Origin of the sequence: Bordetella sp. N (genome assembly GCF_001433395.1) — a bacterium.
Taxonomy (GTDB): domain Bacteria; phylum Pseudomonadota; class Gammaproteobacteria; order Burkholderiales; family Burkholderiaceae_B; genus Bordetella_C.
This window is the reverse complement of the sequence record NZ_CP013111.1, coordinates 3,758,322-3,780,804: the sequence shown is the minus strand read 5'-3', so window position 1 is coordinate 3,780,804 and position 22,483 is coordinate 3,758,322. Positions and strand designations below refer to the sequence as shown.

The window sequence follows — 22,483 nt, the reverse complement described above, 5'->3', positions numbered from 1 at the left end:
CCTGATGTGCCGGCCATGACGATGAACGTTCTGGTCGATGACCTGCTTTTTTCCGAATCACGGCTGTATAGCCTGGAGGGCGAGGGGGCGCTGGCGCGCCTGCACGTCGAAGCGTGGATCGCCCGCGAGGCCTTGTCGGACTTGGGCGAGATGCGCGTGCTGGCCCTCGCCGATACTGCCTCGCTGGATCTCGACGACATGGTGTCGCGGCCGGTCACCTTGTGGACCACGCGCGCCGACGGCAGCCGTTACGCGCGCAGCGGCGTGCTGCGGCAGGCGGAACTGCTGGCCGGCGACGCCGGCATGGCGCGTTACCGTCTGACGGTCGTGCCGTGGTTGTGGCTGGCGACGCAGCAGCGCCGCAGCCGGGTGTTCGAACAGCGTGCATTGCTTGATATCGTGCAACACGTGCTGGATGGCTACGAGGGCTGCACCAGCCAGATCGCCGACGACGTGCAAGCGTATCTCGCTGATTTGCCCGTGCGGCCCTACACAACCCAGTACCGCGAGTCCGACTACGAATTTCTGGCGCGCCTGCTCGCTGAAGCGGGGCTGGGCTGGACGTCGGTGGAGGACGAGGACGCACCGCTCAAGCATGCCGTACGCATCTTCGCCGACAGCCGTGGCTTGCCCGAGGATCCTGAGTCTACGGCGCAGGGTGTGCGCTTTCATCGGGCCGATGCGACTGAGTCGCGCGATACGGTGCAGGAACTGGCACGCCGTTTTCGGCAGGGAGTCGGCCGGGTCACCGTGCTGGGTTGGCATGCATCTGGCAAGTATGCGGTGGGGGGCGAGGCAAGTTCCGGTGCCACCGGCGTTGCGGGCAGTTCCGACACCAGCGCCTCGGACTACGACGACACGCTGGTGCCCGAATGGTACGAGGCCGCGGGCCATGGGGCGTTCGAGAACGAAGCTCACGCGCAGCGTCAGGCCTCCGTCGTCCTGGAAAGTGTGCGGGCCCGCAACGAGACCTTCGCGGGCCGTGGGGGCGTGCGCACCTTCCGCTCCGGCACGCGCTTCCGTCTGGAGGACATGTCGCCGCTGGGACCGTCCGGCGAGGAAGGCTTCGAGCCTTTGTTCGCCCTGGACCGGATCGAGCACGTAGGCGTGAACAACCTGCCCGTCGCTTCCCAGGCCGCGTTGGAAACGCAGTTGGGCGGTGTGGCGCAGTGGCTGTATTACGATGCGCCGCCGTATGTCGAAGGCGCGGGCGAGGAATTCGGCGCCGCTCCCGGTGATGGTTCAGCGACGACGCGCGTAAGTGCGACGGCGCGTATGGGTGTGCAGTCAGAGGTCAGCGCCAAGCTGATGCCAGATGCCGCCACCCTGGAGAAGGCCAAAACCGTCGGCTACGCCAATGCCTTTGACGCCGTGCGTTGTGACCGCCCCTGGCGTGCTTCGCTGGCAGGCGGGCGCGGCGCCCGGTTCCACGCGGCAGCGACGGCCCATGGCGTGCACACGGCCTTGGTCGTCGGCGCCGAGGGCGCGGCGAGCACGGATAACAACCAAGAAATCCACCGCAACCGGCGCGGTGACGTGCGGGTGCGTTTCCATTGGCAGGAAGCCCGGAGCGACGGCGAGGCGCATAGCCGCTGGGCCCGCGTGGCGCAGCGCCAGTCCGGCGCCGGCATGGGCATGACCTTCGTACCGCGCATCGGCCAGGAAGTGCTGGTGCGTTTCCTGGACGACGACATCGACCAGCCCGTCGTGGTAGGGGCCGTGTACAACGGCCGTGGCGAAGGCGGTACGCCCGCGACCCCAGGCGGGCGCACGGTGCAGGAAGCCGACACGTCGGCCTTCGCCGCCGCGCGCGACATGATCCCCAGCGGGCAGGCCAACCTGGCGGGCGGTAACGCCCCGGCATGGCATGGCGCGGCCGCCGCGGACGACGCGCACCGCAACGCGGCGGCGCTAAGCGGCTTCAAGAGCAAGGAATTCGGCGGCGCGGGCTACAACCAGATGGTCTTCGATGACAGCGATGGTCAGCAACGCCTGCAACTGAAAAGCACGCAGTCGGCGACCGAGTTGAACCTGGGTCACATCATTCATCAGGCCGGCAACTATCGTGGCGGCGTGCGGGGAACCGGTGCGGAATTACGTTCCGATGCCTACGGCACGGTGCGTGGCGGCGCGGGTGTCCTCATCACCTCGTATCACGACAATGACACCGCGCCGGCGGGCGAAGCGACCGGTGTGCAGGCCCTGGCCAAACAGGCCGACAAGCTGACTCGCGCCCTGGATAAGGGTGCCGTCGACCATGAGGGCGTGCGTCTGGCTGCCGCGGCAGGAACCGACAAGCCGGACACCAGCGTGTTGGACGCACAGAAATCACCGTTGACCGCCATGCAGGCAGCGCTCGCTACTGGCGTATCGGGCGAGGACCTGTCCACGGCGCGGGAGGACGCGGCCGAGCGCAATCCCCAGGCCGGCGACGGCAAGGTGCCGCATCTGGGCGACGCGGCCGTCTTCATGGCGGCGCGTGCAGGCCTGGTGCAGACGGCCGGTGAGCATATGCAAATCACCGCCGGCGAAACCGTGCACTGGTCCGCGGGCCAGCATCAGAACCTGGCGTCCATGGGCAGCCTGCGCGTGCATACCGGACAAGGGCTGGGCGTTGTCGCTGGCGTGCAGCGCGGCGGTGAGCCGGCGCTGAGCGTGATCGCCGGGCAGGGGCCTCTGCTGGTGCAGGCCCAACAGGACGTGCTGACTGTCACGGGTCGTGAGGCCGTCCGTGTTTCGAGTTCGTCGGCGCAGGTGGAGTTGGCCGCGCCCAAGCGCATCCGTATCGCCACGGCGCAGGGCGCCAGCATCGTGCTGGAAGGCGGCAACATCACGATCAACGCGCCCGGCCGTATCGACGTGCACAGCGCCGACAAGAAATTCACGGGGCCCACGCGTATTCCGTATGCCCTGCCTGAATTCCAGGTCTGCAAGAGTTGCGTGCTGGATGCCCATGAGTCGGTGCAGTCCATTACGGACAAGGCGTAAGGAAGCGGAGTATGACTATGAACGCATCCTGGCGAGGGGCGCTGATCGAGCTATTCGACGAAATCCCCCAGCTTGGTGACCGTGATCGCGAGACCGCGCGTCCCTACGTCGTGGTCGATTTTCGCGGACATCCCGACCTGCTTGAGCAGTTGTTGAGAGCGGAAGGCGTGACGCTCGGGTCCGTGTGGGCGCGGACGGGGCTGGATGTCTACGCTGACGTGGCGCCGATGATCATCGAGGTGGATGACGCTACGCAAGAGGAGTTACGGGCTGGGAGTTTGGGTGACTCCAGCACGGTGCTTTCGTTAGTGCTGCATACGCTGCATCACCGGGACGGTGGCCGCTACGCCATGATCGGCTTTACGTCGACGGCGAAGTTGGATGCGTTGATCGCTCACTTCGGGTATTTCTGCGATTACGCACTGCCGGACGGGCGGGAGTTCTTTGTCCACTGGTACGACAGCCGCATCCTGGTTCGTGCTTTACAGGTGTGGAATGACGAACAGAGGGCTGAGTTCCTTTCACCGCTGATTTCGCTGACTTATTCGATGCGCGATGGTAGCGTCGTGCGTCTGCAAGGCGGTGGGGGTGCGGCGACCGAGACTCGCTCGGAGATACCGCAGTTGACGCCCGAACAGCACCAGCTTTTCTTCGATCTGGATTATCCCGACAAGCTCGCGGTTCAACTGCGCCGCTTGTATGTCGGGCTGCTGCCTGGTGATCCGGACCAGGACGCTCTGGTGCCTCGCGTGCAGGAACAACTCGACCGTGCTCGCGCACATGGTGTGGCGGGTGATAAAGATCTGTTCGACTATGTGGCGTGGGGAATCTCGATTTCGCCGCGGTTCGATGAGCATCCTTTGATCAAGGCGGGGCTGTCGGCCTACCGTGCTGCCGCGCAGGGCGGACTGTCCGGTGCTTTGGCGGATGTTTCCGACGCTGTGTGGGATAGCCTGCAAGAGGAGGCTGAGCAAGCGGCCTCCATGAACAATAGATAGTGCGATTTACGAGGCTGCCTGAATGGTGGCACACAGGGTCAGGAACCCTACGGTTTTTGGAGCAGGTAATGCGCAAAAGATTGATGGCCGTGCTGATGTCTTTTGGACTGTTGGCCGGTTGTGATGGTGAGCCCGCCTACACGGGCGTGAGCTTTGTCGCCTTCAACTATACGCAGTTCGATATGGACACCGTGAGACTCACAGATAAGCGCGGCGAGAGCGCCTTCACAATGCAAGTGAGCGCGGGTGCTGGCGAAGGGTCGGTGTCATGTTGCTATTCGCTAAAAGGTACCGAGTTCACAGCGAAATGGCGGGCAACCGATTCCGAAATTTTGCGCCAGCATCTGGACGAAGGAAATACTGCCCAATACTATTTCACGCGGGAAAAGACGGTGACCTTCCCTCCAGAACAGATCCCGCCCGGCGATGGGCCGCTCTATCTCGAATTGCACATCTATCCAGATGAACACGTAGAAATGGCGCTAAGTCGAAAGTTGCTCGGCGACACTCGTCTTCCGATTGTGGAGACTGCGCGCTGGCTATGGCGGGAGCACAAGGATGCGCTGGGTGATTTCCGTAATGGCGTGGAGCTGACTCGCGTTATTGCACGGGTTACCAAAACGTCTTGGGGGAAGTACCGAATTGAGGATGCTGGCGATATGCGTGCGTACATGAAAATGTACTTCACGGTGGCTTCGAATTTCGATCAGGATCCGACGGTTAAGGCGGAGCTTGAACGAAAGGATCGTAAGCCGGGTGATTTTGCTCGCGTGATTGAGTCTCTCTCGCCCGAGAGTATCGCCGCGATGAAGCAGTCCGGAACCGCGCCGGGAGCTAAAAATGGCTGAGCAGAAGGCGGGTGCGGCCACGGGAGTAGATCGCACACCTGCTTCGGTATTGAAAGCGATGGCACAGAATGAGGCTGCCTACCCAAAGGATAACTGCCGCGACTGTGGGGCAGTCATTCGAATGGGCTTCTTCTTCGATGGATTTGGTCGAAACCGCGATATAGATGCGGATCATCCAACATTTTTTTCAAATGTCAGCCGTCTCTGGGAAGGTCACTTCACACAACAGGATTTCGATCGACCTGTTCATCAGCACTGGTTCCGTTTCTATTACTCCGGGCTCGGGACCAAGCTCAACGATGACGCCAAGAATGACGACTTGATCTATGCCGCCACGACGGCCGGCAGCAAACTGGCTGTCGAGGCCCTCAAACGGCTAAAAGAAGCTGGCAAGAACACGACCCGGCTCGACGAGCTACCTGAGACTGACGCGCTAAAACGCCTGCAGAAGGCGACCCAGAATGTGGTGAAGGAGGGCTCTTATCAGCCTTTGGTGAAGGCTTATAAGGATGTCGTAAAGGATGTGAAGACCCTGCCGGATAAAGTGGTACGTATCTGGAATGTCTTCGATCCCGAGCGACTCACCAATCGCATCAAAGGTACCCTGAGGGGCGCATGGTCGGGCTTCAAGAAGAATCCATTAAAAGTAGCCTGGACCGTCGGGAAGGAGGCTGCCAAGAGCGTCGTGCTGGAGGGCGTGCCCGTCATCCGGGACAACGAGACGGTATCTTACCTAATGGGGACGGGCGTCGACGTGCGTGTTGACGCCGCCCTGCGCCAGTTCAAAGCTGCCTACGAGGCAGTGAATGCAGAGGTCCATGTCTCTCGCATCGAAATTACGGTGTTCGGCGGTGATCGAGGTGGCGTAATCGCCAAACAGTTCCTCAACGATCTGGTGAAGAAGTACAAGCACCGCAATGACATTGATCTGGTGATGTCGGGAGACATCAAAACCAATCGCCCGAACACCCCTATTGCGATTCGATTCGTTGGCCTTCTCGACTCGGTGGCCTCGATCATGGATGAGAACACTTTCCTGGGCTTTCTGCCTTTCACTGACCTGCTGAAACAGACATTTAAAGATCGGACCTTGACCATCCCGGCTGCCGTCGAGCGCTGCGTCCACTTTGCCGCGGCTCATGAACTGCGACGCAACCAGCGGTTGGACAGCCTGGAGAAAACTCGCGGGGAACAATACCTATATCCCGGGTCTAGCGGGGACGTGACAGGTGTCAGTCCGGAAGGGGCGCTCGGACTTCGCGGGGAGCTCTGCCGAGTCCCTCTGCGCGACATGCTGAACGAGGCGCTTAAGAGTGGCGCCGCAATGTATAGCATCGAGGGGCTGAGGGAGAATCGGGAACCGGTCTACGAAAAGTTTTCCATGAGCCAGCCGTTGGCTTCCAATGGCGAGAGCATCAGTATCAAGGAATTGGTTGACGCTTATCGTGACGTGGTGCCTTACAAATCAGGCATCGACTTCATGCCACATATGGAAGTCTTCCTGCGCTGGCTAGCCGTTCGCTACCAGGACCCAGTCTTCAAAAGTGATCTGGCCGATCCGGCGGAAGAGTGGATCAAGGACAGGGACTATTTCACTCCCGAGCAGGAATACAACAAGGAGTTCCGGCGCGTCACCATGATGTCGCCTGAAGAGCGCGCGAAGCCGGAGAACACCGCAAGGCTGCACGAACTGGAAGCACTGAAGAACGAACGCTGGGAACGCGCGAATGCCAGCCGCGGGGAAGCGCCGCCGCAACGTTTCAAACCGCTATGGCAACGTCTTGAGGAAGAAATCCAAACCTTGGGCGAGGCGGAAAAATCCGATGCCGCACTCGAAGCGCGCAAGGAATGGATGAGAGCGAACCGCCCTCAGATGGTGAAAATGATCGAACAGCAGAATCAGGACATACTCGATCGCGAGCGCATGCGCAATAAGCTGATCGGCAAAGGTGACGAGGAGCCGAAACTCGATGAGGCCTTCGCCGAGTTGAAGGCACAACGCGGTATCGAAAAGCGCTTGCTTGCAGCGTGGCAAGACGCTGCAGCCGGCAATAATCCATTGCCCCCCAAAGTGATGACCCTGTTCGACTGGCTGGTCCATGACGCCATGCTTAGCAGTTGGCCTGATCACTTGTTGGCCAGCACCACGCTGTACTTCCGCGTACGCGACAAGGACATTTTTGGCAAAACGGACTTCAAGGAAGAAATGAAGCAACGCGGCAGCGACATGAAGGCCGCGGATCGGGTAGACGAAGCCGCGGCCCGTCAGGCGCAAATGTCGCAACCCGTGCCCACTGTTGCCTCCACCGGTCTACCGACTCACTAATGGCTGGAGCCGTGGTCGCCTTCGGACGCAAAACGTCAACGGCAGTCCTCATGTCGTTGATGTTCCTGTCGGGTTGCGACCGCGAGCCGTCTTACCGAGGCGTGAGCTTTATCGCCTATAACTACACGCAGTTCGACCTCGATAGCGTGTCCGTGACCGACGAGTCGGGCAAGAGCGCTGCCACGATGCAGGTAAGCGTGGGTGCCGGCGGTGGGTCGGTGTCGTGTTGCTATACGCTCAGGGGAACCGAGTTCACCGCCCAATGGCGGGCCTACGATCCCGAGATTTTGCGCAATCATCTCGATGACAAGGATACTGATCAGTACTTCTTCACCAAGAAAAAAGAGGTGATATTTCCTCCTGCGGAAATTCCCTCAGGTGATGCTCCACTCGTCCTCGAGTTACATATCTATCCCGATGACCACGTCGAGATGGCCTTGAGCCGGAAGATGGTCAATGGCCGTCTGCCCATCGTCGATACGACACGCTGGCTGTGGCGCCAACATAGAGACGCGTTAGGAAATTTTCGGGATATCTATGAAGTCGGGCACGTAATCGCACGTGTCACGAAGACGTCTTGGGGTAAATACCGCATCGAAGATCCTGCTGACATGCGCGAGTACATGAAGATGTACTTCACCGTGGCCTCCAATTTCGATCAGGATCCGGTAATTAAGGCGCTCTTGGAAAAGAAGGATCGCCAGGCAGGCGAGTTCGCCCGCGCGATTGTGGCCCTCTCGCGCGAGTCGATCGCCGCGCTGAGGCTCTTAGGCAGCCCGCCGGGGGATAAGAACCGTGAGGTAAGCCCGGAATGAACGGATAAGAAGCCCTACGGCGTCAATTGGTTCACCAGTTCTGGTGATGTTCTTTCTCGGGGGGCGCATATGCGCAGAATCTTCATGGCCGTCCTGATCTCGCTGGGGCTTCTGGCGGGGTGCGATCGTGAGCCGGTATACAGAGGCGTGGGATTCATGGCGTTCAACTACACGCCGTTTGAGATGGATGCGGTGACGTTGACCGATAAGGACGGCAACCGCGCAGGAACGACGCAGTTGAGTGTGGGAGGCGGCGAGGGGTCGGTGTCGTGTTGCTATTTGCTTAAGGGCACGGAATTCACTGTGAAATGGCGCGCTGCCGATCCGGAAGTCTTGATCGCGCATATTTACGACGATGATTGGGAGAAATACGTATTCACACGCGAGCGAGCTGTGCATTTCCCGCGCACGGAAATTCCGCCGGGTGACGGTCCCCTATACGTCGAATTACACATTTATCCCGATGATCACGTCGAGATGGCGTTGGGCCGGAAGTTGATTGGAGGCACCCGTATTCCGATCGTAGAAACGACGCAGTGGTTATGGCGTCAGCATAGGGATGCGCTTGGAAATTTTCGCGACTTGGCTGAGTTTGTGCACGTTGTCGCTCATGTCACGAAAATGTCCTGGGATAAATACCGCATCGAGGATAAGACGGACATGCGTGAGTACATGAAGATGTACTTCACTGTGTCCTCCAATTTTGATCAATCGCCGGAGATCAGGGCGGTGCTGGAAAAGAAGGATCGCAAGCCAGGCGAGTTTGCCCGTCTAATCGAATCTCTTTCGCCCGAGCGCATCGCCACCCTGAAGAGCACAGGTACACCGCCGGGAAATAAGATTGGCGGAACAAGCGCCGGATGAAAAGATAAGAAACACGACCGGATGATTGCAGTCGGTAGGCTTGGTGACGCTTTCGAGTAAATAGATGTGAAATTGTGTTCCACCAGGAAAACGTTTCCTGTGGAGCGCAGAGCACGCCCAGGTCGTTGGCCGTAATTTTTTGTCTTATCCATGGTTGTCGCAATCTAGCCCAGCCTTCACACTCCGGTCAGCGTTCCTCAATCCGTAACAAGGTGCAAATGCCCACTGGGCAGGGCAGAGCCGCGATTTTGGGAGGGCAGGCGGAACGGTGAAGCAGCCGGGGCGTCGCTGTCCCAGCCTAAGGTCGCAGCAATTAATACAGAAAGCCGGCGCCGTGAGTTGTCCTATCCATCCCCGATGTGCCGACCATGACGACGAATGCCCTGGCCGACTTGCTCAGCTCCACTGCCCGCCTCTATAGCCTGGAGGGCGAAGGGGCGTTGGCACGCCTGCACGTCGAAGCGTGGATAGCGCGTGAAGCGCTGTCGGGATTGGCCGAGATGCGCATCCTGGCGCTGGCCGACGACGCCTCGCTGGATCTTGACGATATGGTGTCGCGGCCGGTGACCTTGTGGACCACGCGCGCCGACGGCAGCCGTTACGCGCGCAGCGGCGTGCTGCGGCAGGCCGAACTGCTGGCCGGCGATGCCGGCATGGCGCGTTACCGCCTGACGGTCGTGCCCTGGTTGTGGCTGGCGACGCAGCAGCGCCGCAGCCGAGTGTTCGAGCAACGTGCATTGCTTGACATCGTGCAACACGTCCTCGACGGCTACGAGGGCTGCACCAGCCAGATCGCCGACGACGTCCAGGGATATCTCGCCGATCTGCCCGTGCGGCCTTACACGACCCAATACCGCGAATCCGATTACGACTTCCTGGCGCGCCTGCTCGCTGAAGCGGGCCTGGGCTGGACGTCGGTGGAAGACGAGGACGCGCCGCTGAAGCATGCGGTGCGCATCTTTGCGGACAGCCGTGGCTTGCCGGAGGATCCTGAATCTTCGCAGCAAGGCGTGCGCTTTCACCGCGCCGATGCGACGGAGTCGCGCGATACGGTGCAGGAACTGGCACGCCGTTTTCGCCAAGGCGCCGGCCGGGTCACCGTGCTGGGCTGGCATGCGTCCGGCAAGTACGCCGTGTCGGGTGAAGCGAGCGCCGGCGCCACGGGCGGCTCCGCCACCGGCGTTGCGGGCGGCTCCAACGCAAGCGGCGCGCACTACGACGACACGCTGGCGCCCGAGTGGTACGAAGCCGCGGGCCATGGCGCTTTCGAGAACGAAGCCCACGCGCAACGCCAGGCGACCATCGCGCTGGAAAGCGTGCAGGCCCGCAACGAGACCTTCGCGGGTCGTGGGGGCGTGCGCACCTTCCGCTCCGGAACCCGCTTCCGTTTGGAAGACATGTCGCCGCTGGGACCGTCCGGCGAGGAAGGCTTCGAGCCTTTGTTCGCCCTGGACCGGATCGAGCACGTAGGCGTGAACAACCTGCCCGTCGCTTCCCAGGCCGCGTTGGAAACGCAGCTGGGCGGCATGTCGCAATGGCTGCAGTACGACACGCCGCCGTATGTCGACGGCGCGAGCGAGAAATTCGGCACCGCCGCGGGTTCTGGCTCCGCGACGACCGGCGCGAGCGCGAACGCACGTATAGGCGTGCGGTCAGAGGCCAACGCCTCTCTGATGCCAGACTCCGCTGTCCTGGAGAAAGCAAGAACCGTCGGCTACGCCAACGCCTTCGAAGCCGTGCGTTGCGATCGCCCCTGGCGTGCGTCCCTGGCTGGCGGCCGAGGCGCCCGCTTCCATGCGGCAGCGACGGCCCACGGCGTGCATACGGCCCTGGTGGTCGGCGCCGAGGGCGCGGCGAGCACGGACGACAACGAAGAAATCCATCGCAACCGGCGCGGCGACGTGCGGGTGCGTTTCCACTGGCAGGAAGCCCGGAGCGACGGTGAAGCGCGTAGCCGCTGGGCCCGCGTGGCGCAGCGCCAGTCCGGCGCCGGCATGGGCATGACCTTTGTGCCGCGCATCGGCCAGGAAGTGCTGGTGCGTTTCCTGGACGACGACATCGATCAGCCTGTCGTGGTGGGTGCCGTGTACAACGGCCGTGGTGAAGGCGGTACGCCGGCGACCCCAGGCGGGCGCACGGTCCAGGAAGCCGACACGTCGGCCTTCGCCGCGGCGCGCGACATGATCCCCAGCGGCCAGGCCAATCTGGCGGGCGGCAACGCCCCGGCGTGGCACGGCGCGGCCGCTGCCGATGACGCCCACCGCAACGCGGCGGCGCTAAGCGGATTCAAGAGCAAGGAATTTGGCGGCGCGGGCTACAACCAGATGGTCTTTGACGACAGCGACGGCCAGCAACGCCTGCAACTGAAAAGCACGCAGTCGGCGACCGAACTGAACCTGGGCCACATCATCCATCAGGCCGGCAACTATCGTGGCGGCGTGCGCGGCACCGGCGCGGAATTACGTTCCGATGCCTACGGCACGGTGCGTGGCGGCGCGGGTGTCCTCATCACCTCGTATCACGACAATGACACCGCACCGGCTGGCGAAGCGACCGGTGTGCAGGCCCTGGCCAAGCAGGCCGACAAGCTCTCCCGCACCCTGGATAAAGGCGCGGCCGATCACCAGGGTGTGCGCCTGGCCGCCGCCGCCGGAACCGACAAAGCCGACACCAGCGTGCTCGATTCGAAGAAGGCGCCCCTGGCCGCCATGCAGACGGCGGTCGCCGCCGGCGTGTCCGGCGAGGACCTGCCTACCGCGAAGCGTGACGCGGCCGAGCGCAATCCCCAGGCGGGCGATGGCAGGGTGCCGCATCTGGGCGACGCGGCCGTCTTCATGGCGGCGCGCGCGGGCCTGGTGCAGACGGCCGGGGAACACATGCAGGTCACCGCCGGCGAAACCGTGCACTGGTCCGCGGGCCAGCATCAGAACCTGGCGTCCATGGGCAGCCTGCGCGTGCATACCGGACAAGGGCTGGGCGTGGTCGCTGGCGTGCAGCGTGGCGGTGAGCCGGCGCTGAGCGTGATCGCCGGGCAAGGGCCTTTGCTGGTGCAGGCCCAACAGGACGTGCTGACCGTCACCGCGCGTGAAGCGGTTCACGTGGCCAGCGCGTCCGCGCAGGTGGAAATGGCCGCGCCCAAGCGTATCCGCATCGCCACGGCGCAGGGCGCCAGCATCGTGCTGGAAGGCGGCAACATCACCGTCAACGCGCCGGGCCGCATCGACGTGCATAGCGCCGACAAGAAATTCACCGGTCCGGATTCCATGTCCTATTCGCTGCCGGCTTTCGCCCAGGGCGAGGACGAGCCGTTCAAGCTGGGCCTGCGTCTGCAGGACATGCCGGGCGCGCATGGCGTGGCGCCGGAGGGCGAGGCTTGGCGCATCGTCAAGGTGCCGTCCGACCTGGCCGCCGTCGACGAAGGCGGCCGGCTGGACCCCGCGATCTTCGACGCCGGCCAATGGGACGAAGTGCTGTACGAAGGCACGACGCCGGCCGACGGCACCCTGGCGCTGGACGAGTCCCAGCAACGCGCGCTCAACGCCAAGGTGACGCAATATCCCGGCCGCGTGTGGCTGGTGCGCGGCCTGCATGCGCAGGCCATGACGCCGGCGCGCTACAGCACCGACGCCACGCAGACCGGCTCCAACAAGGTGCTGGACGCGCTGAACTTCGCCCGCAACGGTACGCGGCTGGACGGCATGCGCGCCGACTGGCTGGGCGAGCACGCCGTTGCCGACGGCGACGTGCAGGGTGTGGGCGAGCTCAAGCCCAAGACCGATGCCTGATCGATTCGATGATTAACAGATCCCCCGACCATGGCCGATAACGACATCGACAAGTACACCGCGCAGATCGTGCCGGACACCATGACGACGGTGTCGGGGCAGTATTTCGATCTGAACCAGCCCTTCGCCATGCCGCGCTATGGCAACGAGTGTACGCACTACATCACCGGCCGCGACTACATGAAGGCGGTGGCCGACGCCATCCGGGGCGCCAAGAGCTTCATCATGCTGGCGGATTGGCAGATGGACTACGACGTGGAGCTCGACAATCGAGGCGCGGCGGGACATCCGGGGCGCCTGTCCGAGCTGCTGGGCGACGCCATCGGCCGCGGTGTCCACGTGCGCATCCTGCTTTACGATTCGATCCGCTACGCGCTGGATACGCACGACGACACGACGCAGGAAATGCTGCTCAACCTGCCCAAAGGTCCCGGCTCGATCAAGGTCATGCTGCAGAACCCGAACACGGGCCGTGTCACCAGCAATCAGAATTTCTCCCATCACCAGAAATTCGTCGTGGTGGATGGGCAGATGGCGTTCCTGGGCGGTATCGATCTGGCCTATGGCCGTTGGGAGACGCCGTCCTTCGACGTCATCATCGACCCCGCGGTACACGTCATCAACGATGCCTACAACATGCAGTTGCCGACGTCACGCGCGCTCAGCGCCAACGAGACCGCCTTGACGCAGGCGCGCGGCGGGCGGCCCGGCTTTCGCGGCCCGCTGGGAAAGACCGTGCTGAATCCGCAGACGCAACCCCGCGAACCCTGGGAGGACGTGGCTTTGCGCGTCAAGGGGCCGGCCGCGTTCGACGTCTTCGTGAACTTCGTCCTGCGCTGGAACAGCTTCGCGGGGAGTGGCACCAACAGCTTCGACAGCTCGATGGATGCCGGCTGGTTCGACCGTGCGCGGGGGCCGCAATATCTGATCGATCCCCTGCAGAAGGGCAGCGGCTCGGCCACGGTGCAGATCTGCCGTTCGGCTTCGGCGACGCAGCTGCGCGACGAGCTGGCCCTGTGGGATGACAACCATCGCTACGTCAATGATGACTGGAAGACGCCCAATGCCAAGCGGCGCAAGGTCGTCCAGAATGCGCGGTCGGCCTGGTCGCTGTATCACCAGACCAGCATCAAGGATGCCATGGTCAACAGCATCCGGTCCGCGCAGGCCTTCATCTACATCGAGAACCAGTTTTTCATGTCGGACTGCGGCGTCGATCAACTGGGTACGGCGCCGCCGTCGACCAATCCCATCATCGCCGAACTGGCCAATGCGGTGGGACGGGCCATCTATGCGGGCCGGCCGTTTCATATTTATCTGGTCTTGCCGGAGCATGCCGAGGGCATGCTGGAAGACAAGGCCGTGGCCGCGCAGGCCTGGTGGGCCTTGCAAGGGGTCAAGCGGGCGCGCAACAGCCTGATCAACCGGATCAACTCCACGATCTATGCCAAGGAGATCAGCAAGCGCAAGATCACCGACCGCGCGCCCACCAACAGCGCCGTCCGCACCGCGCTGGCGGGCTGGGGAATGGCGGACGAGTGGAAGAAGTACCTGACCGTATTGAACTTGCGCAACTACGGCAGCACGCGCAGCAATGTGCTGACCGAGATGATCTACGTTCACAGCAAACTGACCATCGTGGATGACGCGGTGGCCATCATTGGCAGCGCGAACATCAACGATCGCAGTTTGAATGGCAACGGCGATACCGAGCTGGCCGCCGTGGTCGTGGACGATGCCGAAGCCGGGATGACCGACGTGGGTGAGGGCGTACGCACTGTCACGCGCAAGTTCGCGCGTGATTTGCGCATGCATATCTGGCGCAAGCATTTTGGCCTGCTGGTGGAGGCCGGGACCACGGGCGTGCAGAAGGAAGGTGGCCCGCCCAGTGGCGTGGACATCGGCAAGCCGCTGGCCACTGCCACCATCAAGGCCATCCAGGCGCGGGCACATGCGAACCGGGAAGCCTATAGCGCGGTGTTCAAGCATACGCCGCGTGACAGCTTTACGGACTTGCTGCAGGGGCGCAAACAGTATCCGCCCATCATGCGTAAAGTCAGCCGGGTCGATCCCAATTTGCCCGTGATGACCAGCAGTGTCGGTACGCCGGTTCCCAGCCGCAGGATGGTGGACGAGCCCACGGACAAGCACGATTTCACCAAGGCGCCGCCTTTGCAGGCGGCTTACATGAATGGCCAGGCGCACGACATCGGCAAGGCCGTTGGATACCTGCGTGCGCACGTCAAAGGCTTTTTCGTGGAAATGCCGCTGGAGTGGGGCAGTGGCGAGACCAAGACCCCGCCGCCGCCGTTGAACAGCAATTCCATGATTGCCGAGCAGCAGGCGCCTGACCATAAACTGGATCCGTTCAACGCTGATGCGCGCGAAGAAGCGGTAACCTGACGCGTCGCACATCAAGGAGAACGATTTGGATACGCGGGCATTGCTCGAGGGTTTTCTGGACACTACTGCGGTGGGCATACGAGCGACGTGGTTCGTCTATCCCATTCTGCTGGTCATCGGCATCGCCGCCGAGTTCTCGCGCGGCAAGAATGCGCTTGGATCGACCGGCGTCAGAGCGTTCTTCACCGCGCTATCCATCGTCCTGATCCTCTTCGCCGTAGCGTGGGAAGTCCTGTGCTTCTTCGTGTCCCAGGCCTATGACCGCGAGTACTTCTACGGCGTCATCGAGCTAGGGCTGTACATGCTCCCCACGGTGATATTCGCGCTGCTGCAGTTCATTCTGCACTACTGGCGCACCGGCAAGGCCCGCGTGGCGGGTTAGCCGCCCTGAGCGCGCTCAAGGGGGTGTGGTGCTCCGGTTTCGTTGGATGAAACAACGCTTGGCGAAGGTATTGCGAGTCACGCGAGCCTTCAAATAGACTTTCGGCACTAAGACAAAAGTGGTTTCGGCAAACGAAACCTACGAGACAACGCCAAGTCAAGACGGTTAATTCCGTCAGCCAAGGTTTTACATGACCATTCTTGAATCGCGTCTCGCGGTGACGGCGGGGCCTTTCCGTCGCAACCGCGAGAGCATGCTCACGCTCCTGCAACGTGTCCGCCGCGCCGAGGCAGACACCCGTGACAAGTCGTCGGCCGCCAAGCCACGTTTCGAGGCGCGCGGCCAGCTGCTGCCGGCGGACCGGGTGGGACTGCTGCTCGACCGTGACGGTGCCTTCCTTGAACTGGCCACCTTGGCCGGCTACGGCATGAAAGCCGCCGACGCCCAGGGGCGCCTTATCGCGGGCGGCGGACTGATCGCCGGTATCGGCGAAATCCACGGCGTGTCCTGCATGATCTGCGCATCCGACTCCGGCATCGAAGCTGGCGCTTTCCAGCCCAAGAGCCTGGAAAAGATGCTGCGCATGCAGGAAATCGCACTGAAAAACCGTCTGCCCTACGTGCAACTGATCGAAAGCGCCGGCGGCAACCTGACGAACTACAACGTCGAGAATTTCGTGCGCGGCGGCGAGAAGTACCGCAACCTCGCGCGCCTGTCCGCCGCCGGCATCCCCGTCATCACCATCACGCACGGCCCGTCCACCGCAGGCGGCGCCTACCAGACCGGCCTGTCGGATTACATCATCCTGGTGGAAGGGCGCTCGCGAGCCTATCTGGCCGGGCCGGCCTTGCTCAAGGCGGCGACGGGCGAGACCGCCACCGACGAAGAACTGGGCGGCGCGGCCATGCATTGCTCGGTCTCGGGTCTGGGCGACTACCTGGCGCGCGATGACCATGACGCCATACGGATAGCGCGCGAGATCGTCGCGTCGCTGGACTGGAACCGTGACGTGCCGACACCCGCGGCATCAGGCGCCGCCCCACGCCCCCCGCGCTACGACGCGGAAGACCTGCTGGGCATCATGCCGGTGGACGACAAGACGCCGGTGGACATGCGTGAAGTCATCGCCCGTCTGGTCGACGATTCCGAATTTCAGGCCTTCGGCGAGCGTTACGGCGAAGCGACCGTGTGCGGGCTGGCCCGTATCGATGGCCTGCCGATAGGCATCATCACCAACAACGGACCGATCGACCCGGATGGCGCCGCCAAGGCGACCCACTTCATCCAGGTCTGCTGCCAGTCCCGTACGCCTCTGCTTTACCTGAACAACACCACCGGCTTCATGGTGGGGCGCGCGTTCGAGGAGGCCGGCAGCATCAAGCATGGTTCAAAGATGATCCAGGCCATCACCAACGCCACAGTGCCGCAGATCACGCTGTTCTGCGGTGCGTCTTTCGGAGCGGGGCACTACGCCATGTGTGGACGCGCCTTCGATCCCCGTTTCTGCTTCTCCTGGCCCAACGCCCGCTGCGCCATCATGGGGGGCGAACAGGCGGCGCTGACCATGACCACCGTTGCGCGCTCCAAACTCGAACGGGAAGGAAAACCAGTGGACGAGGAGCGCATGGCCAGCCTGCGCGACAGCATCGTCGCCAACTTCCAGAGCCAGATGGACGTCTTCGCCACCAGCGCGCGCCTGCTCGACGATGGCGTCATCGATCCGCGCGACACCCGCGCCGTGCTGGCGTGGACTTTACGCTTGTGTCGCGATGCCGAGCGGCGCGAAGTCCAGCCCATGCAGTTCTCCGTGGCCCGTCCCTGAACCGTCTTCGCTGCCATCATGACCGAACATTCCCCCATCCAGAAAGTGCTCGTCGCCAACCGTGGCGAAATTGCGCTGCGCATCATGCGTACGGCGCGCTGCCTGGGCATCGCCACGGTGGCGGTCTATTCGCGTGCCGACAAGGACGCAGCGCATGTGCAGGCCGCCGACCAGTCCGTCTGCATCGGCGAGCCCGCTCCCGCGGCGTCCTATCTGAACATTCCCGCGATCATCGACGCCGCCCGTCGCTGCGGCGCCGACGCCATCCACCCCGGCTACGGTTTCCTGGCAGAGAATGCCACCTTTGCCGCCGCATGCACTGACGCCGGCCTGATCTTCATCGGTCCGTCGCCCAAGGCCATTCTCGACATGGGCGACAAGGCCAACGCCAAGCGTTTGATGCGCGCCGCGGGCGTGCCTTGCGTGCCCGGATATGAAGGCGAGGATCAGTCGGCCGCGGCGCTGAGGACGCAGGCCGACCGTATCGGCTATCCGGTGATGATCAAGGCCACGGCGGGCGGAGGCGGACGCGGCATGCGCATCGTCTTCGAGCGCCAGGACTTTGCCGAAGCGCTCCATGCCGCCCAGTCGGAAGCGCAAAGCGCCTTCGGCAGCGCCGCCGTGATCATCGAAAAAGCCGTGCAGCAGCCCCGTCATATCGAGATCCAGGTGCTGGCCGACCGTTATGGGCACGCCATCCACCTGGGCGAGCGCGACTGCTCGATCCAGCGCCGCCACCAGAAGGTCATCGAAGAAGCGCCAGGCTTCGGCATCAGCGCGGAGACACGGCAGTCCATGGGACAGGCAGCCGTGGCCGCTGCCAAGGCCATTGGGTATGAAGGCGTCGGCACCCTGGAGTTTCTGCTGGATGACAGCGGCGCGTTCTACTTCATGGAGATGAACACGCGTCTGCAGGTGGAGCATCCCGTGACCGAAGCGATCACGGGCCTGGACCTGGTGGCGCTGCAGTTCAACATCGCCATGGGCCAGCCCCTGGCGCTACGCCAGGAAGACATACGTTTGCAGGGCCACGCGATCGAGGTCCGCCTATGTGCGGAAGATGGCGAGCGGGACTTCATGCCGCAAAGCGGCAGCGTGGCGCTGTGGCGCGCGCCCGCGGATATCCGCGTCGAGACCGGAATCCGGACCGGCGCTGAAATCTCGCCGTACTACGACTCGATGTTCGCCAAGCTGGTGGTGCACGCCGAGGATCGCGACGCCGCCATCCGGCGCATGCGGGCGGCCTTGCGTGAGACGGTGGCGCTGGGGGTACGGACCAATCTGGAATTCCTGGGCCGCTGCCTGGCGCATCCTGCTTACGTGACGGGCGGCGCGGACACCGGTTTCATCGCGCGTCATTACGCGGACTTGACCGCGGCGGACCCTGCGCGCCTGCGCCAGGACATGGCTGTGGCAGCGGCCTTGCTGAGCAAGGGTGGCGGCGCCACGGGCCGGGGATCCTCGCGTCCGGTCGTCACGCGCCGTCTTCCCGCGCTGCTCGCCTTGCGCGAGCGCGACGATGCCGCCGCCGTCGATATCAGGGTGCTGCGCGAAGGCAATACGTGGAAAGTGACGCTGGGCGCCGCGGAGGCTCCTGCCGACCGGGCAACTGCCGCCGTCGATGAAATCCATGAAGTCACCATCCTCGAAGCCACCTCGGGCAATGTCACCTATACGCTGAACGGCGTGTCGGCGCGTGCTGCCTTCGTCCGGGACGGCGACGTCCTGCACCTGCATCGCGACGGCGTATCGCGCCGTTTCGAGGACGTCAGCCTGCAGGCCCGCAGTGGCGGCGCCGACGACGCTGCCAGCGGCGAGCTGCGTGCCGCCACCAGCAGCCGCGTCATCGAGGTGCGCACGCTGGAGGGCGAGCGTGTCGCGCGCGGCGACGTCGTCGCCATCACCGAAGCCATGAAGATGCAGACGCAGCACATCGCCCCCTTCGACGGTGTGGTCCAGCGCGTGTTGGTAAGCGCGGGCGATCAGGCCAATGCGCGCTCCCTGCTTGTCGTGCTCGATCGCTTGCCCCAATCCGAACAGGCGCCAGCCTGAACTTACGCGGAACGTTATCCATGCCGGTTTCTTCTCCCTTTGGCGCGCTGCGCGGTGTGCGCATCATCGACGCTTCTCGTGTGCTTGCCGGGCCGTATTGCGGCCAGCTGTTGGCCGATCATGGCGCTGACGTCATCAAGGTCGAGCCGCCGGGCGGTGACGATACCCGTCGCTGGGGTCCTCCTTTCACCGAAGACGCCGCGTCGTATTACACGGGCGTCAATCGCAACAAGCGTGGCATCACGCTGGATCTGACCCAAAGCGACGCGCGTGAGCGCCTGCTGGCCTTGCTGGAAGACGCGGACGTCTTCATCGAGAATTTCAAGGCTGGCACATTGGAGAAGTGGGGGCTGGGCTATGAAGAGGTCCTGGCCAGGCGCTTCCCCCGGCTCGTGCATTGCCGCATCACGGGTTTCGGCACGGACGGTCCGCTGGGCGCCTTGCCGGGCTACGACGCCGTCATCCAGGGCATGGCAGGCCTGATGAGCATCAACGGCACGCCGGCATCGGGTCCCACGCGCATCGGCATTCCGTTGGTGGATATCTCGACCGGCACCCAAGCTGCCCTGGGAATCGCCATGGCCTTGAACGAGCGGCACACGTCGCAACGGGGCCAACTGGTCGAAGTGGCGCTTTACGATGTGGCGCTGAGTTTGCTTCATCCGCCCGCCGCGAACTGGTTGCTCTCGGGGGTGCCGCAGCCTCTGCTGGGTAATGGTCATCCCAATATCGTCCCTTACGACAAATTCCAGACCGCGACGGCGGATGTGTTCATCGGCGTGGGCAACGACGGCCAGTTCCGCAAGTTCGCCGCGGCGCTGGGGCGCGCCGATCTGGCGGAGAACGAGCGCTACACCACCAACCCGCAGCGGGTGCGCAACCGCCAGGAGCTGACGCTGATCCTGCAGCAGGAGCTGGCCCTGCTTGATGGCGTGGCCTTGTGTGACCGGCTGGCGCGGGCGGGTGTGCCGGCGGGGCCTATCAACGACGTCGGCCAGGCGCTGTCCCATGCGCACACGCAACATCGCCAGATGGTGGTCGAACTGGACGGATATCGTGGCACGGGCTTGCCGGTGAAGCTGTCCCGTACGCCCGGCCGGCCCTCGCGGCGGCCGCCGCGGCTGGGCGAGCACAACGAAGAGATCCTTGGTTCGGATGGCTCCCCCGAGCCAGCAGCCACGTCCGGCAGGACCGTGGCCGCGGGAGACAAGCAATGACCGGCGCGCGAAACGACGCCATGGCCGATCACGGACCGCTGGCAGGCATCAAGGTGCTCGACTTGAGCCAGGGCATCGCCGGACCGTACGCCGCGGCCATCCTGGCCATGCAGGGCGCGCACGTGATCAAGGTCGAACCGCCGGAGGGGGACTGGTCGCGCCTGATGGGCGGCGGCAAACAGGGACTGACGGCATTGAGCATTGCCTGCAACCCTGGCAAAAGTTCCGTCTGCGTGGACGCGCGCAAGCCCGAGGGACTGCAGCTGCTGGCTCGTCTGGTCGAAGGGGTAGACGTGTTGATCGAAAGTTTTCGGCCCGGTGTGATCGGCCGCCTGGGGCTGGATTACGCCACCTTGGCCAAGCGCCATCCCCGTCTGCTGTACGTCTCCCTGACGGGCTTCGGCGACAGCGGTCCGTACCGCGATCTTCCTTGTGCGGACTCGGTTGTGCAGGCGCTGACCGGCATGATGGTGATGAACCGGGATGCCGTGGATCAACCCCGCCGGATCGGCATGATGGCGGTGGACGTGACCGCGGGCCTGTACGCCGCGCAAGGCATGACGGCCGGGCTGCTGCGGCAGGCGCGCACGGGTCTGGGCGGTTTTCTGCCCATCACCCTGATGCAAAGCGCCGCCGCGCTGCAGGGCATTCCCATCCTGGATGCGGCCATGCACGCCGGCGCGGCGCGCAAGCCGCCGATCACGGTGCCCTCCGGAACGTTCCGCACGCGCGATGGCCTGGTGAACCTGACGGCCCTGCGCGACAAGATGTTCCACGGGCTGGCCCGGGCGCTCGGACAGTCGGCGTGGATCGACGATCCCCGTTATCGCACCAACGCCGATCGCCTGGCGCACGCCGATGAAATCAACGCGCGCATCCAGGCCTTGCTGCTGGAAGCGGATTCCGCCCATTGGGTCGCGCGCTTCCGTGCCGAAGACGTGTTGTGTGCGCCCGTGCTGGACTATGCCGGCTTCATGGCAGATCCGCAGGCGCGCGCGCAGGGCGTCTTTGCGGAGATCGAGCAGGGGCCCTACGGCAAGCTGCCATATGCGCGCCTTCCCGGCGCGGCGCGGACCACCGTGCCGGCCGCGCCCGTGCTGGGCGAACACACCGAGCAAGTCCTCACGGACGCGGGGATTTCGCTCGCGCGCGTGTCCGAGTTGCGCAAGTCGGGGGTGGTTTACACCCACGACGATATTTCCGCGAGGTAGTCATGGACGTGCTGAAGATAGAAACACAAGACGCGGTGCGGATCCTTACCCTGCAGCGGCCGGAGCGGCACAACGCGCTCGATACAGAACTGACAAGCCGCCTCTTGCAGGCCTTGCGGGACGCGGATCGCGACGAATCCTGCCGGGCCATCGTGCTGGCGGGTTCAGGCAAATCCTTCTGCGCCGGCGCCGACACCACGGAGTTCAAAGGCTTCGGCCAGGATGCCGAGCAGGCCCAGGTGCGCGCCACGCTGACGGCGGATCTGCACGCGATGTTTCCCTCCCTGGGCAAGCCCGTGGTTGCCGCGGTGTGGGGCAATGCCTTGGGCGGTGGCGCCGGCCTGGCGCTGGCTTGCGACATGATCGTGGCGGCGCAGGCAACCCGGCTGGGCTATCCCGAGATCACGCATGGGATCTGCCCCGCCATCGTGATGGCCAACCTGACCCGAAATCTTGGCCCGAAACGGGCCTTCGAGCTGGTGTCCACCGGCCGTGTGCTGAACGGCACGGAGCTTTGCGAGTGGGGACTGGCCAATGCGTCGGCGGAGACGCCCGATACGGCGCTGGCAGCGGCTCTGGATATCGGCCGGCGCTGGGCGACGTATGCGCCTTTTGCCTTGTCTTCGACCAGGCAATTGTTTTACCGCACGCTCGATCTGTCTTTCCCCGAGGGTCTTGCGGCCGGCCGCGAGCTGAATGTCGCCATGCGCCGGCATGCCCACGCGCAACGGTGAGCAAATAAGTCATCAAACCCGCAATCCAACCGGGATGC

14 protein-coding genes are annotated in these 22,483 nt (G+C 63.6%); all 14 read left to right on the top strand.

Annotation, left to right across the window (positions count from 1 at the left end):
- The first annotated feature begins 15 nt into the window (after window positions 1–15).
- Window positions 16–2,988, top strand: a complete 2,973-nt coding sequence (locus ASB57_RS16130) for a type VI secretion system Vgr family protein (RefSeq protein WP_231755168.1) — start codon at window positions 16–18, stop codon at window positions 2,986–2,988.
- A gap of 17 nt (window positions 2,989–3,005) precedes the next feature.
- Window positions 3,006–3,986: a DUF4123 domain-containing protein gene (locus tag ASB57_RS16125; RefSeq protein WP_057656193.1), complete on the top strand. Its 981-nt coding sequence runs from the start codon at window positions 3,006–3,008 to the stop codon at window positions 3,984–3,986.
- A gap of 68 nt (window positions 3,987–4,054) precedes the next feature.
- Window positions 4,055–4,834, top strand: coding sequence for a DUF3304 domain-containing protein (locus ASB57_RS16120; RefSeq protein ID WP_057653145.1), 780 nt, complete (start codon window positions 4,055–4,057; stop codon window positions 4,832–4,834).
- On the top strand, window positions 4,827–7,160 hold the full coding sequence (locus tag ASB57_RS16115; protein WP_057653143.1) for a DUF2235 domain-containing protein: 2,334 nt from the start codon (window positions 4,827–4,829) through the stop codon (window positions 7,158–7,160). The genes ASB57_RS16120 and ASB57_RS16115 overlap by 8 nt, the downstream gene beginning before the upstream one ends.
- 50 nt (window positions 7,161–7,210) lie before the next feature.
- The gene (locus ASB57_RS16110) at window positions 7,211–7,975 is read left to right on the top strand and encodes a DUF3304 domain-containing protein (RefSeq protein WP_231755167.1); all 765 of its coding nucleotides are present in this window, start codon (window positions 7,211–7,213) and stop codon (window positions 7,973–7,975) included.
- Window positions 7,976–8,059: 84 nt separating this feature from the next.
- Complete coding sequence (locus ASB57_RS16105; protein WP_231755166.1) at window positions 8,060–8,839, top strand: hypothetical protein; 780 nt, start codon at window positions 8,060–8,062, stop codon at window positions 8,837–8,839.
- Window positions 8,840–9,207: 368 nt separating this feature from the next.
- Window positions 9,208–12,624: a type VI secretion system Vgr family protein gene (locus ASB57_RS16100; protein WP_057653137.1), complete on the top strand. Its 3,417-nt coding sequence runs from the start codon at window positions 9,208–9,210 to the stop codon at window positions 12,622–12,624.
- A 30-nt stretch (window positions 12,625–12,654) separates the two neighbouring features.
- Window positions 12,655–15,027 carry a phospholipase D-like domain-containing protein gene (locus ASB57_RS16095; protein WP_057653136.1) on the top strand — a complete coding sequence of 791 codons (2,373 nt, stop codon included), beginning with the start codon at window positions 12,655–12,657 and terminating at the stop codon, window positions 15,025–15,027.
- Between the two features lie 25 nt (window positions 15,028–15,052).
- Window positions 15,053–15,409 (top strand): hypothetical protein, encoded by a 357-nt coding sequence (locus ASB57_RS16090; RefSeq protein ID WP_057653134.1) that lies wholly within the window; start codon window positions 15,053–15,055, stop codon window positions 15,407–15,409.
- Between the two features lie 190 nt (window positions 15,410–15,599).
- Window positions 15,600–17,231: an acyl-CoA carboxylase subunit beta gene (locus ASB57_RS16085; RefSeq protein ID WP_057653133.1), complete on the top strand. Its 1,632-nt coding sequence runs from the start codon at window positions 15,600–15,602 to the stop codon at window positions 17,229–17,231.
- An 18-nt stretch (window positions 17,232–17,249) separates the two neighbouring features.
- Window positions 17,250–19,283, top strand: coding sequence for an acetyl-CoA carboxylase biotin carboxylase subunit (locus ASB57_RS16080; RefSeq protein WP_057653131.1), 2,034 nt, complete (start codon window positions 17,250–17,252; stop codon window positions 19,281–19,283).
- 20 nt (window positions 19,284–19,303) lie between these two features.
- Window positions 19,304–20,500 carry a CaiB/BaiF CoA-transferase family protein gene (locus ASB57_RS16075; RefSeq protein WP_057653130.1) on the top strand — a complete coding sequence of 399 codons (1,197 nt, stop codon included), beginning with the start codon at window positions 19,304–19,306 and terminating at the stop codon, window positions 20,498–20,500.
- Complete coding sequence (locus ASB57_RS16070) at window positions 20,497–21,711, top strand: CaiB/BaiF CoA-transferase family protein (RefSeq protein WP_057653129.1); 1,215 nt, start codon at window positions 20,497–20,499, stop codon at window positions 21,709–21,711. Before ASB57_RS16075 ends, ASB57_RS16070 begins: the two co-directional genes overlap by 4 nt.
- Before the next feature lie 2 nt (window positions 21,712–21,713).
- Window positions 21,714–22,445, top strand: a complete 732-nt coding sequence (locus ASB57_RS16065) for an enoyl-CoA hydratase/isomerase family protein (protein WP_057653128.1) — start codon at window positions 21,714–21,716, stop codon at window positions 22,443–22,445.
- Window positions 22,446–22,483: the final 38 nt, after the last annotated feature.